General features: G+C 68.5%; 11 protein-coding genes. 10 read left to right on the top strand and 1 reads right to left on the bottom strand.

Going from position 1 to position 16,159, the window contains the following annotated elements:
• Positions 1–61 precede the first annotated feature (61 nt).
• Together AB8M46_RS14490 and AB8M46_RS14495 are read left to right on the top strand one after the other, a co-directional pair.
• On the top strand, positions 62–718 hold the full coding sequence (locus AB8M46_RS14490) for a polysaccharide deacetylase family protein (protein WP_037332868.1): 657 nt from the start codon (positions 62–64) through the stop codon (positions 716–718).
• Between the two features lie 106 nt (positions 719–824).
• Positions 825–1,490 carry a glycoside hydrolase family 75 protein gene (locus AB8M46_RS14495; RefSeq protein ID WP_394360477.1) on the top strand — a complete coding sequence of 222 codons (666 nt, stop codon included), beginning with the start codon at positions 825–827 and terminating at the stop codon, positions 1,488–1,490.
• A 37-nt stretch (positions 1,491–1,527) separates the two neighbouring features.
• On the opposite strand, the gene AB8M46_RS14500 is transcribed toward AB8M46_RS14495, so the two are convergent.
• Complete coding sequence (locus AB8M46_RS14500; RefSeq protein WP_394360478.1) at positions 1,528–2,556, bottom strand: hypothetical protein; 1,029 nt, start codon at positions 2,554–2,556, stop codon at positions 1,528–1,530.
• A 352-nt stretch (positions 2,557–2,908) separates the two neighbouring features.
• On the opposite strand from AB8M46_RS14500, the gene AB8M46_RS14505 reads away from it, so the two are divergent.
• From AB8M46_RS14505 to AB8M46_RS14540, 8 genes are all read left to right on the top strand, one after another.
• Entirely contained in the window at positions 2,909–4,225 is a 1,317-nt protein-coding gene (locus AB8M46_RS14505; protein WP_037332866.1) for a nucleotide sugar dehydrogenase, read from the top strand.
• A complete protein-coding gene (locus AB8M46_RS14510) occupies positions 4,206–5,393 on the top strand; it encodes a glycosyltransferase family 4 protein (protein WP_394360479.1) in 1,188 nt (395 codons plus the stop codon). The genes AB8M46_RS14505 and AB8M46_RS14510 overlap by 20 nt, the downstream gene beginning before the upstream one ends.
• A 139-nt stretch (positions 5,394–5,532) precedes the next feature.
• Positions 5,533–6,822, top strand: a complete 1,290-nt coding sequence (locus tag AB8M46_RS14515) for an exopolysaccharide biosynthesis protein (protein WP_378427050.1) — start codon at positions 5,533–5,535, stop codon at positions 6,820–6,822.
• Positions 6,819–8,567, top strand: a complete 1,749-nt coding sequence (locus AB8M46_RS14520; RefSeq protein WP_394360480.1) for a Wzz/FepE/Etk N-terminal domain-containing protein — start codon at positions 6,819–6,821, stop codon at positions 8,565–8,567. Before AB8M46_RS14515 ends, AB8M46_RS14520 begins: the two co-directional genes overlap by 4 nt.
• Before the next feature lie 15 nt (positions 8,568–8,582).
• On the top strand, positions 8,583–10,478 hold the full coding sequence (gene asnB, locus AB8M46_RS14525) for an asparagine synthase (glutamine-hydrolyzing) (RefSeq protein WP_125732048.1): 1,896 nt from the start codon (positions 8,583–8,585) through the stop codon (positions 10,476–10,478).
• A gap of 15 nt (positions 10,479–10,493) precedes the next feature.
• Positions 10,494–12,674, top strand: a complete 2,181-nt coding sequence (locus AB8M46_RS14530) for a bi-domain-containing oxidoreductase (protein WP_394360481.1) — start codon at positions 10,494–10,496, stop codon at positions 12,672–12,674.
• On the top strand, positions 12,674–14,608 hold the full coding sequence (locus tag AB8M46_RS14535) for an alginate lyase family protein (protein ID WP_394360482.1): 1,935 nt from the start codon (positions 12,674–12,676) through the stop codon (positions 14,606–14,608). The genes AB8M46_RS14530 and AB8M46_RS14535 overlap by 1 nt, the downstream gene beginning before the upstream one ends.
• The gene (locus tag AB8M46_RS14540; RefSeq protein ID WP_394360483.1) at positions 14,605–16,137 is read left to right on the top strand and encodes a right-handed parallel beta-helix repeat-containing protein; all 1,533 of its coding nucleotides are present in this window, start codon (positions 14,605–14,607) and stop codon (positions 16,135–16,137) included. The genes AB8M46_RS14535 and AB8M46_RS14540 overlap by 4 nt, the downstream gene beginning before the upstream one ends.
• Positions 16,138–16,159 lie beyond the last annotated feature (22 nt).

Genomic DNA, 16,159 nt, shown 5'->3' on the forward strand with positions numbered 1-16,159 from the left:
AACTACTCCATTCGCCAACGCGATTAATCGGGAAACACACTCGGTCCCGAATGAGGCGCGGATGGTGATCCTGGCGATTGGCGGCGTGGGCAAACCCGTGCGCGCGCTGGATCCAGGCGAAGACGAAACATGGGTGACCGTCGAGCAGTTCGAGCGGGTGCTCGACTCGGTGGCCGGACGCGAAGACGTCGGGCTGACCTTCGACGACGGCAACGTCTCGGACGTCGAGATCGCGCTCCCCAGACTGGTGGAGCGCGATCTCACGGCCGAGTTCTTCCCGCTGGCCGGCCGGATCGGGCAGCGGGGTTTCGTCGACGCCGACGGTCTTCGCGAACTGGTCGAGGCGGGGATGTCGATCGGTTCGCACGGCTGGGAGCACCGCGATTGGCGGCGCCTCGACGGCAGGCACGCCCGGCGCGAACTCGAAATCGCGCCGAAGCTGCTCGAGGACCTGAGTGGCGAACCCGTACGCGCGTACGCGCCGCCCTTCGGTGCCTACGACCGGCGGGTGCTCAGCAGGCTCCGGCGTTCCGGCGCGACGCGGGTCTACACGCACGAAGGCGGGGCCGTGTCGCGCGACAGCTGGCTGCGGCCGCGCACGGAGGTCCGGCACGACATCGATCAGGACTGGATCGACGGCGTGCTCGGTAACCGGGAAGGCCTGTACCGCCGAGCGGGACGGGTCATGTCGCGGGTCGCCAGGCTTGCCCGCTTTTGACCGGTTTTCTTTGTGTGGTGGGAAAATAACCCTTGAGCTGAAACTTCGGCGAAGGCATTCTGAGGACCCTCGATAAAGAAGCTTTATTAACTAAGGGGTGCTCGGTATGCGGAAACTGCTCCTGTTCTCGGCGATGGTGGTGGCCGCCGGACTGGCCCCCGCGGCGACGGCCGCGGCCGCCCCTTCGATCCAGGCCGGGCCGACCGCGCAGCAGCTGCTGGCGAAGACCACCAGCTGCAAGCAGGTCTCGAACGGCAAGTACAAGACCGACGAGGAGACCGGCCGGACCATCGCGGTCTGCGACGCGGGGAGCGCCGTGTTCTGGAAGGCCGACATGGACGTCGACTGCGACGGGCAGCCGACCGCGCGGTGCAACAAGAACACCGACCCGTGGTTCCAGGACGGCACCGCGTACCCGCGCTCCGACGGCAAGGCGCTGGTCGCCGACGAGACGCTCTACATCGTCGTGCCGAGCATCAGCAGCACGTGGAACTTCGAGAAGGCCGGCCTCAAGGGCGCCGGATCGTGCGCGGTGATCTACAACAACAAGGTGCTCTACACCGTCATCGGTGACACCGGCCCGAAGGACATCATCGGCGAAGCGTCCTACGCGACCGCGAAGGCGCTGGGCATCAACCCGGACCCGAAGAACGGCGGCGTCGACTCGGGCGTCACGTACATCTGCTTCAAGAACTCGAAGGTCTCGCCCATCGAGAACCACGGGAAGGCGACTTCCGTCGGGGAGGGTTTGGCGGCGAAGTGGGTCGGGTAAAAGACGTCGTGAGTGGTAAGTGACGTTCTAACGTCACTTACCACTCACGACCACCCGGACCGTTCTGCCGCTCGCCGCACCGCGAACAAGTCGTCGTCCGCGCCCCTGCCGGGTCCCAACCTTCGCGAACCAGAATGGTGCGGACCTCGGCGGCCACCTCGCACGGCGAGTCCTGGACGTCGTGCCAGCCGTTGACGAGTCTTGCCCGTCCCGCCAGTTCGGCCGCGTTGTCCCGTCGGCGATCCCGGAATGCGATGCCTGCCATCGCATGGGTCGCCCGACCGTCGAGCCGGACCGTCATCGCGGCGCCGTGATCGTCGTAGGTGACGTCCTCCCAGAGCGTTTTGCCGTCCACCTCGATCGGCGTTTGCCGGTTTCCGCGCGGTAATCCGTGCTCGTCCTCGACCTTTTCCAGGTAGGCCACTTCGAGAGCCGACATCAATCCCCCGCCGACGAGGGCGAGGCCGTATCGAATGGCGGGCCGATAGCGGAACGGCGGCCGGACCAGCACGCACGCCTCCATGGCGGCCACGGACGTCCTGGTCCGGCCGAGCAAGTCGACGATGGTGTTCGTCGCCTGGTGCGGGGTCCGCTGGGCGGCGGCCAGATCAAGGATCGTGTCCGTCACCTTGCTTCGTGGGGGATGCGTTCCCGCGGCGATGTGCGGCAGCGCGCGAGACCTGTGCACGATGACAAAGGGAGTCTGCGAGATCGCGGAGAAGGTGTACGGAACCGTGATTTCGACAGGCCCTTCGATGACCGGGAGGATTTTCCATTCTTCGGCGGCCGTTCGATGGCTCAAAATCGCGTACCCGCCTCCGTAGAGCAGCGCGGCTTGGATCTTGGCCGAGCGTGACAAGTCGCCGGTGAACGTCGAGTAAACCCGTGGGAGAACCCGCTGCCAGCGTCCGGCCGCGAGATTCGCCCTGATGTCCGACATGGTTTGACCGTAGGCGCGCAATTGCCCCCTCGAGACGATTCCCTGTTGCTCCGCCAGGAGGATCGGCCAGCTCGGGCGTTGTCCGGCCGGGACGGAGTCTTCCGACCAGCGTCTGTTGATGGGCACCCTCTGACGATCGCCGGTGGAGGGTCGTTGCGGGTGGCTCGAAGCGGATCTGTGGACAAGCAGCGGGGGGAGGGCGCTGGCTGTGGATAACTGGGTCCGGTTGGTCGTGAGTGGTAAGTGACGTTCTAACGTCACTTACCACTCACGACCACCCGGACCGACGCCTCACCGCAGCCTGAATCACTCACGAGATCGTTACGCGCGCCCTGTAGCGTTTCGCGCCTCTCGGACGATGAGTGATTCCCTTGCCGCACAGGCATTCCGCCAAAAGCAGGCGAACGACGGACACCGGTAACGAACCCGGTCCCACCGCCGACCAACGGGCAGCGGAACGCGGCTGGAGGAATTCGTCATGAAGATCAGTGTCTTCGGGCTCGGTTACGTCGGTTGCGTGTCGGCGGCGTGCCTGGCCGGACGCGGGCACGAGGTCGTCGGGGTCGACGTGAACCCGGTGAAGATCGAACTCGTCTCCAGCGGCAAGGCGCCGGTGGTCGAGGAGCGGATCGGGGAACTGACCGCGCAAGTGGTCGCCGAGGGCAAGCTGAGAGCGACCACCGACGTCAGACAGGCGATCGCGGACAGCGAAGTCTCCCTGATCTGTGTCGGTACCCCGTCCGCGCCGAACGGCAGCCTGTCGACGGCGTTCCTGGAGCGCGTCGCCGAGGAAATCGGCGAAGCGCTCCGAAACAAGACCGAGCGCCACACGGTCGTCTTCCGCAGCACCATGCTCCCCGGCACCTGCCTGGATCTGCTCGTCCCCATCCTCGAGAAGTCGTCCGGCCGCACCGCCGGCGTGGACTTCGGGGTCGCGGTGAACCCCGAGTTCCTGCGCGAGGGGAGCAGCGTCAAGGACTTCTTCGATCCGCCCAAAACCGTCATCGGCGAGCTCGACCCGGCCAGCGGCGACGTCGTCGCGGCGCTGTACGAAGGGCTTCCCGGCGAGGTCTTCCGCGTCGCGATCCCGGTCGCCGAGATGACGAAGTACGCCGACAACTCCTTCCACGGGCTCAAGATCGGCTTCGCGAACGAGCTCGGCGCCATCTGCCGCGCGCTGGGGCTCGACTCGCATCAGGTGATCGACGTCTTCCTCGCCGACCGCAAGCTCAACATCAGCCCCGCCTACCTCCGCCCCGGGTTCGCCTTCGGCGGCTCGTGCCTCCCCAAGGATCTGCGCGGCCTGGTCTACGCCGCGCACCGCGCGGACGTCGCCGTCCCGATCCTCTCGCACGTGCTGCCCTCCAACGACGAACACCTCCAGCGCGCCTTCGATCTGGTCGCGCGCACCGGGAAACGCAAGATCGGCCTGTTCGGCCTGTCGTTCAAACCCGGCACCGACGACCTCCGCGAGAGCCCGCTCGTCGAGCTCGCGGAGCGGCTGCTCGGCAAGGGTTACGACCTCCGCATCTACGACGCCAACGTCAGCCTTTCGCGGCTGATGGGCGCGAACCGCGAGTACATCGAGGGCAGGCTGCCGCATCTCGGCCAGCTGCTGGCCGGCTCCATCGACGAGGTCGTCGACCACGCCGAGGTCTGCCTCATCGGCTCCTCCGATCCGGAGGTCCTCGCGGCGCTCCCGGCCGGTGGCGGCCACACCATCATCGATCTCGTCCGCGTACCCGACGCCGCCGAGCGCCGGGCTGAAGAGGGATATGTCGGTCTTGCCTGGTAAAGCTCTCATCCTCGTCGAGAACCTTTCCGTCCCCTTCGATCGCCGTGTCTGGCAGGAGTGCCAGACCCTTCGCGACGCCGGCTGGGAAGTCCACGTCATCTGTCCACAAGGGACGAAACGGGACACCGAAGCCGAGGTCACCATCGACGGCGTCCACATCCTGCGGTACCCGCTGAAGGCCGCCACCGGTGGTCCGGCCGGATACGTCCAGGAGTACGGATCCGCGCTGTGGCACACGCTCCGGCTCGCCCGCAAGGTCGGCCGGGTCGACGTGGTGCACGCCTGCAACCCGCCGGATCTGCTGTTCCTGGTCGCGCTGTACCTCAAGCGCCAAGGCGCGAAGTTCGTCTTCGACCAGCACGACCTCTGTCCCGAGCTGTACCTCTCGCGTTTCGACCGCGGCGAGGACTTCCTGTACCGCGCGGTGTGCGCGCTGGAACGCCGCACCTACAAGACGGCCGACGTCGTCATCGCGACCAACGAGAGCTACAAGGACGTCGCCGTGAAACGCGGCGGCAAGTCGCCGGACGACGTCTTCGTCGTGCGCAGCGCGCCCGTGGTCGAGCGGTTCCACATGGTGCCCGCCGAGCCCGAACTCAAGAAGGGCAAGCCGCATCTGCTGGCGTACCTCGGTGTGATGGGCCCGCAGGACGGCGTCGACTACGCGTTGCGCGCGCTCGCTTCGCTGCGTGACGAGGTCGGTCGCGACGACTGGCACGCCGTGTTCATCGGTTCCGGTGACGCCTTCGACGCCATGGTGGCGTTGTCCAAGGAACTGAAGCTCGACGATCAGGTCGAGTTCACGGGCCGGATCTCCGACGAGGACCTGCTGCGCTACCTGTCCTCGGCCGACGTCTGCCTTTCGCCGGACCCGCTGAACCCGCTCAACGACGTGTCGACCATGAACAAGATCATGGAGTACATGGCGATGAGCCGTCCGATCGTCTCCTTCGAACTGCGGGAGGCCCGCGTTTCGGCCGGGGAAGCCGCGCTGTACGCGCCGGCGAACGACGAGCCGGAGTTCGCGAAACTGATCGCGCATCTGCTCGATTCGCCGGAGCAGCGGGCGGAGATGGGTGAGCTGGGGCGGGCACGGGTCGCCGGTCCGCTCTCGTGGGAGAACTCCCAGAAAGCCCTGCTCGCGGCCTATGCGGCCGCGGTCCGCTGATCGACTTCCCGATCGCGTTTTGAACAAGACTCGGGCAAACCTGTAACCAACATCGCGGTCGCTCCGACGGGATTCATGCCACACCCACACGCACCGGACGGAGATCCCGGCTTTGACTGACGACACGGTGCGCCTGTCCATGATCGGGCAGGTCCTGCGCGGGAGGTGGCGGACCCTGGTGGTCCTCGCCCTCCTCGGCGCACTGGTCGGCGCGGGATCGTCGATGATCCTTTCCCCCGGATACCGGACCACCTCCAACGTCCTGCTCCAGGGCCCGCGCGAGGCGAGCGAACTGCTCACCCAGGCCGAGGTCGCGACCAGTTCGGTCGTACTCGACCGGGCCGCCGCCGTCCTCGGCCGCGGCAGCGGCGCCGATCTGCGCGACCGCGTGACCACCACGGTCGCGCAGGGCAACGTCATCACCATCGCCGCGACGGACGACTCCGCCGAGCACGCGCAGCAGGTCGCGGACCAGGTCGCCCAGGAATTCGTGAAGTACTCGACGCAGGTCCTCGCCAGCACCGGGGACGCCGCGGTCAAGGTGGCGCAGGAACGCCGCGAGACCTTGCGCCAGCAGGTCGCGCAGGCGAACCAGCGGATCTCCGAGCTGACGGAGAAGGTCTCCGACGGGACGACGTCGGTGGAGACCGTCCAGTTGCGCACCGAGCTGGCCGCGTTGCGTTCGTCGATCGAGCAGGCGATGTCCACGCTCAACGCCACCGACACCACGAGCGGCGGTCTCGGCAGCATGGTCGTGATGGGCGCGGCCGAACGGCCGACTTCGGCGGCGGCGCCGACGTTGCCGCAGCTCGCGCTCGGCGGCGCGCTCCTGTTCTTCGTGTTCGGCCTGCTCGGTCACCTCTTCGCCGCCCGCACCGACCGGCGGCTGCGGGACGAGGAGGAGGTCGGCGCGGCGCTCGGCGGCCCTGTATTGGCCACCGTGGACGTCGCCGAGGAGGCGGTTCCCGAAGCCGGGCGGAGCCTGCGGGCGAAACTGCTCGGCGACGACCGGCCGTGGAACATCCGGCGCGTGGACGTCACCCCCGAGGAGATCGACGGCGAGGTCCACTTCCGCCGTCTCGTCGCCCGGTTGCCCCAGCGCCGGTTGCTGGTGCTGGTGGCGGGCGGCGACCACGCCGCGCGGACCGCGGCCGACCGGATCGCCGCGCTCTCCGACCGCTGGTTCACCGTGGTCGAAGTGGCTCCCGGACGGCCGGTGGTGGAGGACACCTCCGCCGAAGGCGTCCTGGTCGTGCTCGGTGTCGGCACCCGCACCGCGTGGGAACTGGTCGGTTTCGCCGAGGCGTGCGCCGACGCGGGTTTGGCCGTGGTGGGGGCGGCCCTGGTCCGCCCCGTCCGGCCCACCCGGGCCTCGAAGGCCGAGAAGAAGGCCGAAACAGATCGAGAAGCACTGGCAGGTACCCCGTGACGACCGCCGAAAAAGAGAAATCCGAGCCGCTCATCGATCTCCAGCGGCTCGTGGTCTCGGTCCGGCGACGTCGTCGCCTGTGGCTGGCCACCGCGCTGTTCGGGCTGATCGCGGGCGCGCTCGTGGCGTTGCTCCTGCCGTCCCCGCCGACGGCGGTGGCGAAGATCCTCGTCATCCACGCCGACGATTCGCCCAGTGACAGCGGCACGCTGATGGAAACCGACGTCGCCGTGCTGCAGACGACGAAGATCGCGGGCGAAGCGCTCAAGAAACTGAACAGCACCCAGACCGCGGAAGAGTTCCTCAAGGACTACACCGGGCTCGGCGTCACGAACAACGTCCTCCAGGTGACGGTCAAGGGCAAGGACAACGCCGAGGCGGTCGCCCGCGCGCAGGCGTTGTCGGACGCGTTCATCACCGAGTACGTCGCGCGCAACCAGGCGGCCGCCGCCGCCGAGCAGAAGGCCCTGATCGATCAGCGCAACCAGGCGCAGACGGAACTCGCCACCGTCCAGAACGACATAGTCACCGAAGAGGCGAAGAGGAATCCCAATCCGGCCCAGCTGGAGCGGATGTACTCCCGCCGCGCGGAGCTGACCTCCAAGATCTCCGACTACGACGGCCGCGCGCAGGAAGCGGGGATCGGCACGCCGAAGGTGGGCGCGGGGACGCAGATCGTGGACGCGCCGAGGATCGTGCCGAAGTCGTTCCTCAAGTCCACCGGTGCCGCCGCCGGGATCGGTGCGGTACTCGGCCTGCTGCTGGGGCTCGTGCTGGCCGCCATCAGCAGTGTGGTGAAGGACCGGCCGGTGCTGCGGCGCGAACTGTCGTGGCATCTCGGCGCTTCGGTGCTCGCCCAGCTGCCGAAACCGCGGCGCTGGTGGCGGAAGTCCCGTGCGGTGGCGGAACGCGAGCGGGTCGCGGCGACGTTGCTCCGCACGATCGGCGAGAACGGGACGGTGTCGCTGCTCGACCTCGGCGCCCGCGCCACGACGGCAGCGTTGGCCGTCGACATCGCCAACGGGCTCGCGGAGAAGGGGCCGGTCACGCTCGTCGACGAGCTGCCGAAGGCGGATCTGCGCGCTCTCGCCGGCGAAGGCAAGGTCCGCGTGCTGGGCCGCGATGAGCCGAAGGCGCCCGGTGAGTGCCGTGTCGGTGTCGGGTCGATCGAGCCGGGGACGGCCTGGACGGACCTCGAACACCTGGGTGCGGAAACGATCCTCGTCGTGCGCGCCGGGCGGGCGAACACCGAGTGGCTGCACACCGTCGCGCGTCAGCTGGCCGAACGGCGGATCCCGATCATCGGGATCGTCGTGGTGGACCCGGATCCGCGTGACCACACCGACGGAACCCTGTGGGACGGCCTGCACACGGCGTTGCGCGGCCGGGGCGCCGAGACGCGGGCCGCTCTGGCCGGACCGGAGCCGGTCGCGTCACCGGAACCGGAACCGGTGAAGGCACCCGAGCCGCCGCCCGTCCGCCGCCCCCGGCCGAGGTTCGACCGTGCCCCGCAGTCGAAACCGGTCGAGATGTTCCCGGACGACGAGCCCACCGTGCGGCGGCTCGCGGTGGCGCCGCCCGAGCCCGCGAAGCCGGTCGACCGCGTACTCGAACCGGCGAAGGACAAGAAGCCCGTCCGTCGTCGTCCGCCGACACCGTACAAGCGGCCGGAAGAGCTCGACAACGCCGATCAGCCGACCAAACGATTCTCGCCTGTGTCACCGGATAATGCCGAAGCCTTGTAGGGGGAGTAAAAGCAGATGTGCGGCATCGCAGGGGCCTACTTCTGGCCGGACGGGGGACCGCTCACCGATCGGCTCACGAAGACACTCGCCCACCGGGGCCCCGACGGTTCCGGGCGGTACGACCACGGAGAAGTCCATTTAGGACACCGGCGTCTGTCGATCGTGGACCTGACCGAGACCGGCGCGCAGCCGATGGTCAAGGACGGGCTCGCGCTCACCTACAACGGCGAGCTGTACAACGCGCCGGAACTGCGGAAGGAACTCGAAGCCGCCGGCGTGCGCTTCCGGGGCACGTCCGACACCGAGGTCCTGCTGGAAGCCTGGCGGAAATGGGGCACCGAGGGTTTGCACCGGCTCCGCGGCATGTTCGCGTTCGGTGTCTTCGACGAACGTTCCGGTGAGCTGGTGCTGGTCCGCGATCAGCTGGGCATCAAACCGCTCTTCCTGGTGCGCCGCGGCAAGGGGGTCGCGTTCGCGTCCGAGCTGAAGGCGCTGGCCGCCGAGCTGGGCGGCTCGCTGACCATCGACGACACCGCGCTCGTCGCTTCCCTGCTCTACTACTGGGTCCCGGACGGCCGCTGCGCGTTCCGCGAGGCCGAGAAGCTGCCGCCGGGCAGCTGGGCGCGGTTCCGGCCGAACGGCGACGTCGAACGCGGTACCTTCTGGTCCCTGCGCCAGGTCGCCGAAGAGGGCGCCGCCTATGAAGGCGAATTCGACCTCAACGCCGTCATCGAAGACTCCACGCGCAAACACCTGATCGCCGACGTGCCGGTCGCGACGTTCCTTTCCGGCGGGCTCGACTCCAGCTACCTGACCGCGCTCGCCGCGCGCGAGCGGCCGGGGATCTCCGCGTACACCATCGGCTTCCGGGCCGAGGACGCGAAGTTCGAGGCCATGCCGGACGACCTGAGGTACGCGAAGAAGGTCGCCGCGAAGTTCGGCGTCGACCTGCACGAGATCGAGATCGCGCCGCAGGTGCTCGACCTGCTGCCCCGGATGACCTATCACCTCGACGAGCCGATCGGCGATCCGGCGGCGATCAACAGCTACCTGATCTGCACCGCCGCCCGCGAGGCCGGGGTCAAGGTGATGCTCTCGGGGATGGGCGCCGACGAGCTGTTCGCCGGATACCGCAAGCATCTCGCGAACAAGATCGCCGTTCAGTACCAACGGGTTCCCGGTCTCGTGCGGCGGCCCGTGGAGTCCCTTGTGGACAGACTGCCGGTGGCGACCTCGAAGCGCGGGTTCCGGTCGGTCCGGTTCGCCAAGCGGTTCCTCTCGTTCGCGGAGCTGCCCGAAGAGACCGCGTTCCGGCGCAGTTACACGATGTACGACCAGGCCGAACTCGCCGGTCTGCTGAACCCGGACCTCGCGGGTGCCGTCGACGACGTGATCACCGAACACGCGGACACCTATCACGACAACACGTTGTCGGATTTCGTGAACCGCATGTGCCTCGCCGATTCGCGGCTCTTCCTGCCCGGGCTCAACCTCGCCTACACCGACCGGTCCAGTATGGCCGCCTCCACCGAGGTGCGGACGCCGTTCGTCGACATCGAGGTCGTGAAGGCCGCGTTCCGGATCCCCGGGGACAAGAAGATCGTGAAGCGCCAAGGGAAGATGGCGCTCAAGGAAGCGGCGCTGTCCATCCTCCCCGCCGAGATCGTGCATCGGCCGAAGGGGCTGTTCAGCGCACCGCTGCGGGCTTGGATGAGCCGCGACCTCGCGCCGCTGGTGCGCGAGGTGACGAACGAAGGTGAATTGGTGAAGGCCGGGTTCCTCCGTCGTGAGGCCCTGCGGAAGCTCGTGGACGAAGACGCGTCCGGGCAGCAGGACCGGTCCAAGCACCTCTGGCACATCTTGACCCTCGAGTACTGGTATCGCGGCGCCGTGTCGGCCCGGACCACCTGATCGCTGAGGAGCGACGTGAAGCAGGTAGTGCAGAACTACAAGAGCGGGGAGCTGGCGCTCCTCGACGTCGAAGTGCCCGCGTGCAAACCGGGGGGTGTGCTGGTCCGCACCGCCTATTCGCTGATCTCCACCGGCACCGAGATGATGAAGGTGTCCGAGGCGAGTCTTTCGCTGGTGGGCAAGGCGAAGGCCCGGCCGGATCAGGTCGCGAAGGTGATGCAGAGCGTCGCCACGAACGGGCTGGGTGCCACCTATCGCAAGGCGATGAACAAACTTGACTCGTACACGCCGCTGGGGTACTCGCTGTGCGGCGTGGTCGAGGAGGTCGGTGCGGGCATCGACGACGTCGCCGTCGGGGACTACGTGGCGTGCGCCGGGAACGAGCACGCGCTGCACGCGGAACTGAACTGGGTGCCCAAGAACCTCTACACCAAGGTGCCCGACGGCGTCGACCCGCGGCACGCCGCGTTCGGCACGGTCGGCTCGATCGCGATGCAGGGTGTCCGGCAGGGTGAACCGCAGATCGGCGACATCGCGCTGGTCATCGGGCTCGGCCTGATCGGCCAGCTGGTCGTGCAGCTTCTGGTCGCGTCCGGGGTCCGCGTGGTCGGCGTCGACCCGGACCCGTCGCGATGCGCGCTGGCCGAACAGCTCGGCGCTCTGAAATGCGGTGACCCGGGGTCCGGCGTCGTCGACACGGCGGTCGCGGAGATCAGCTCCGGACACGGCGTCGACCAGGTGTACCTCGCCGCGGGCGGCAGCACGAACGAGCCGGTGGAGCTGGCCGCGAAGCTGGCCCGCGACCGCGGCCGCGTGATCGACATCGGCAAATGCTCGCTGAACCTGCCGTGGAACGCCTACTACGAAAAGGAACTCGACGTCCGGTTCTCCCGCTCGTACGGCCCCGGCCGGTACGACCCGGAGTACGAACTCGAGGGCCGCGACTACCCGATCGGCCAGGTCCGCTGGACCGAGCGCCGCAACCTCGCCTGCGTCGTCGACCTGATGGGCAGTGGCCGTCTCGACGTCGAGCCGCTGATCTCGCACGTCTCGGAATTCTCCGACGCCGTCGAGACGTACCGGAAGCTGAACGAGGGCGAGCTCAAGGCCGTCGCGGTGCTGTTCGAGTACGAGAAGCGCGCCGTCGCGGCCACCGAGCAGGTCACCGAGGTCGCGCTCCCGGCGCCGGTGACCACCCGCGCGGTGCCGAAGATCGACACTCTGCGGGTCGGCTTCATCGGCGCCGGCAACTACGCGTCCTCGATGCTTCTCCCGCATCTCGTGGAGATGGAGTACCTCGACCTCTTCGAAGTCGTCACCACCTCCGCGCTCTCGGGCGCGAACGCCAAACGCAAGTTCGGCTTCGCCCGCGCCTCCACCGACGTCGACGCGATGCTCGAAGACGACTCGATCCACGCCGTGTTCATCGTGACCAGGCACAGCTCGCACGCCGAGCTGACCAGGCGCGCGCTGCTCGCGGGCAAGGCGGTCTTCGTGGAGAAGCCGCTGGCGCTGTCGGAGAAGGAACTGGAGATCGTGCTCGGCGCGATCGAGGAATCCGGCAACGACCGGCTGCAGGTCGGGTTCAACCGCCGGTTCGCGCCGCTGCTGAACGAGTCGATGCTCCACTTCGGACCGCGGATCGGCCCGGCCTCCGTGCGGTACCTGGTCAATGCCGGTCAGCTCGACGCGAACAGCTGGTACAACCAGGCCGACAGCGAGGGTTCGCGGTTCGCGGGCGAGGGCGGCCACTTCATCGACACGGTCAGCTGGCTGCTCGGCTCCGACCCGGTGTCGGTGTACGCCACCGCGACCCCCGGCCACCAGGACCTGCAGATCCTGCTGCGCTACCCGGACGGCTCGACCGCGTCGATCGCGTACACCACCAGCGGTTCGCCGGCGTTCCCCAAGGAGACGATCGACGTCACCGCCGACGGCAAGGTGCTGAAGTTCGACGACTTCGCGCGCGCGTCGGTGTTCGGCCGCAAGAAGTGGGCGAGCTCCCGTATCCCGAAGGGCCGGGACAAGGGGCAGGCCGCCGAGCTCGAAGCGTTCGTCAACGCGCTGACGACCGGCGTCTCGATGCCGGTTTCCGTCGAGTCGCTCGTTTCGACGACGCTGGCCACGCTCGCGGTCAACCGCAGCCTCGAAACCGGTGCACCGGTGCGGATCAACGCCAAGGAGGGGCTGGGCTGATGGATCCGTCCTGGTACCTGCGAAGACTGTCGAGGATGGGGCCCGCCGAGATCGCGGGCCGGGTCACCGACGTCGTGCGCAAACGCCAGTGGCGCGGGGTCGCGGGGGAGAAGGCGGCCTGGCTGCCGGACCGCCGGTTCGCGACGGTGCCCGGTGAGGACGTCCTCGCCGCCGTCTCGGGCGAAGCGGTGAAGGATCTGCTCGTCACCGCCGACCGGCTGATGGACGGGCGCGCCGAATACTTCGGCGTCGAGCGCGACGACCTCGTCGATCCGGACTGGTCGTACGACCCGAAGACCGGCCGTCGCGCACCGTCCGATGTGTACTCCTTCGACATCCCGTACCGGAGCGAGGAGACCGTCGGCGACATCAAGCAGATCTGGGAGCCGTCGCGGCATCAGCACCTCACCGTGCTGGCCGCCGCGTACGCCCTGACCGGCGACGACCGGTTCGCCGAACGCGTGGCCGCGCATCTCGCGTCGTGGTGGGCGGCCAACCCGCCGATGCGCGGGGTGCACTGGGTCAGCGGGATCGAACTCGGCATCCGGCTGCTGTCGTGGGTGTGGGTCCGGCGGCTGCTCGACGGCTGGTCGCGGGTTTCGGCGCTGTTCGAGGACAACCCGGTGGCGCTCAACCAGATCTGGCACCACCAGCGCTGGCTGGCGGCGTTCCCCAGCCGGGGTTCGTCGGCGAACAACCACGTGATCGCGGAGGACGCGGGGCAGCTCGCCGCGGCCTGCGCGTTCGCCTGGTTCCCCGAATCCGGCCGGTGGCGGGATTCGGCGCTCGCGTCGCTGGACAAGATGTTGCGGCACAACACCTTCGACTCCGGTCTCAACCGGGAACTCGCCACCGAGTACCACGGGCTCGTCCTGGAGCTGGGGCTCGCCGGGGCGCTGGAGGCGAAGGCCGCCGGGGTCACGGTGCCCGAGTCGACCTGGCTCGTCCTGCTCCGGATGACCGACGCGCTGGCCTCCATTGTGGACAACAAGCTGCGGCCGCCGCGGCAGGGTGACGCGGACGACGGCTTCGGCCTCATCGTCGACGGCGACGAGACCAGCCGCTGGGCCTCGCTGATCGACACCGGGTCCGTCCTTTTCGGACGGTTGGACTGGTGGCCGGAGACGCCGGGCGGGGACGTCCGGACCCAGCTGTTCTCCGCGCTGGACAAGGACATCCAGGTCGCCGCGCGGCGACCGGCGCGACGGCGGGACGACTTCGCCGACGCCGGGATGACCATCCTGCGCGAGGGCGGGATCTGGTGCCGGTGCGACGGCGGGCCGCACGGGTTCCTGTCCATCGCCGCCCACGCGCACGCGGACGCGCTCTCGGTGGAGGTCCGGCACGACGGCGTCGACATCCTCGCCGACCCGGGAACGTACTGCTACCACGGCGAACCGAAGTGGCGGTCGTACTTCCGGTCCACGGCCGGGCACAACACGCTCGAACTCTCCCGCACCGACCAGTCCGTCTCCGGCGGGCCGTTCCTGTGGACGAAACACGCGGTCACCACGGTGATCGCGGCGGGGACGCCGTCGCGCTGGAGCGCGGAACACGACGGCTACGCGCCGTCGGTGCACCGGCGTTCGGTGGAACTGGACGGCACCGAGCTGAGGATCCTCGACGAGGTCCGCGGCGGCGAGGCACAGCCGTGCCGTCTCGCGTTCCACTTCGGCCCGGCCGTCGAGGTCGTGCTCACCGGGTCGACGGCGAAGCTGTCCTGGACGGTCGACGGCCGGGTGCGCGGCGCGTCGATGGAGCTTCCGGCACGGCTCAGATGGTCCGCGCACCGCGGTGAGGCCACCCCGCCGCTCGGCTGGTACTCGGCGGGATTCGGCCGACGCGAGCCCGCGTGGACGCTGATCGGCACCGGAACCGCCTCGACCGGGATGACCACACTGCTCACCTTCGAGCCCGAGGGACCTCCGTTGTGACGGTTCGACCGCACCGCTTCCGCCGCGTCGTGCTGCCAGCCTTGCTGGCCGCGGCGGCGCTGGCCTCCTGCACCGCCGAACCCGCCGACGAGGCGGGAAAACCGCCGGACCCGGCGCGGGCGCCGTCCGGCGGGGTGGCGCAGGTCTGCGGCAAGCTGCCGCCGGGGCCGTCGGTGGCCCCGCCGGGAGCGGTGACGGTCGATCCGGCGATCCCCGGCGATCTCGCGGCGAAGACCAGGGCGAGTGGTCCGGGGACGACGTTCTGGCTGGCGCCGGGAACACACCGGCTCGGTGACGACCGGTTCGACCAGGTGCAGCCGAAGGCCGGGAACGTCTATGTCGGCGCGCCGAAGGCGATCCTCGACGGTCGCAAGATCAACCAGTACGCCTTCTCCGGCAGCGCCGCCGACGTCAAGATCCAGTACCTCACCGTGCGCGGTTTCCTCGCCCCGCGCGACGAGGGCGTGGTCAACCACGATTCCGCCCCCGGCTGGATCATCGAGCACAACACGGTGGAGGACAACGACGGCGCGGGCCTGATGGCCGGCGCGCGGCAGCAGGTGCGGGGCAACTGCCTGCGGAACAACGGGCAGTACGGGATGAACGCCTACGAGGGGCAGAACCGGATCACCGGGTTGCTCGTCGAAGGCAACGAGATCACCGGCAACAACACCGGCGACTGGGAGAAGAAGGTCGAAAGCTGCGGCTGCACCGGCGGCGTGAAGTTCTGGGCCGTCGACGGCGCCGACGTCCGCGGCAACTGGGTGCACGGCAACCGCGGGGTCGGGCTCTGGGCGGACACCAACAACAACGACTTCCTGATCGAGGGCAATCTCGTCGAGGGCAACGACAGCACCGGGATCATGTACGAGACCGGCTACAACGCCGTCATCCGCGGCAACACCGTCCGCCGCAACAACGCGGTGGACGGCAAGTCCTACATCGACCGCGGCGACAGCTTCCCGGTGGCGGCGGTGTACATCTCCGAATCCGGCGGCGAGCCGAGGGTGAAGGCGCGGACCGACAAGATCGAAATCGCCGGGAACGTCCTCGAGAACAACTGGAACGGCATCACGCTGTGGGAGAACTCGGACCGGTTCTGCAACAGCCCCGCCAACACCTCGTCCGGGGCCTGCACGCGGCTGGTGCCGGACCACACGACGTGCGCCCGGCCCGCGATCGCGTCGGGCGCGCTGTTCGGCGACTGCCGCTGGAAGACCCAGCGCGTCGAGATCCATCACAACCGGTTCGTCCTCGACCCGGCCGTGACCGGTTGTGAGAACACCTGTGCGCGGATGGCCGTGCTCGCGAACTTCGGCACGTACCCGGATTGGTCGCCGTACAAGGGTGAGGTCGTGCAGCAGGCGATCACCTTCGACCAGGGCAACAAATGGCACGACAACACCTACGTCGGCCCGTGGAACTTCATCGCCTTCGAACCGAGCCGGAACCTGAGCATCGGCGAATGGCAGGGCGGCCCGTACCACCAGGACGCCGGATCGACCTACACCCGGCAAGGGGGTGGCTGACATGCGGCCGAGGACCCGTTTC

The sequence above is a fragment of the Amycolatopsis sp. SB7-3 genome (genome assembly GCF_041021335.1).
GTDB lineage: Bacteria > Actinomycetota > Actinomycetes > Mycobacteriales > Pseudonocardiaceae > Amycolatopsis > Amycolatopsis japonica.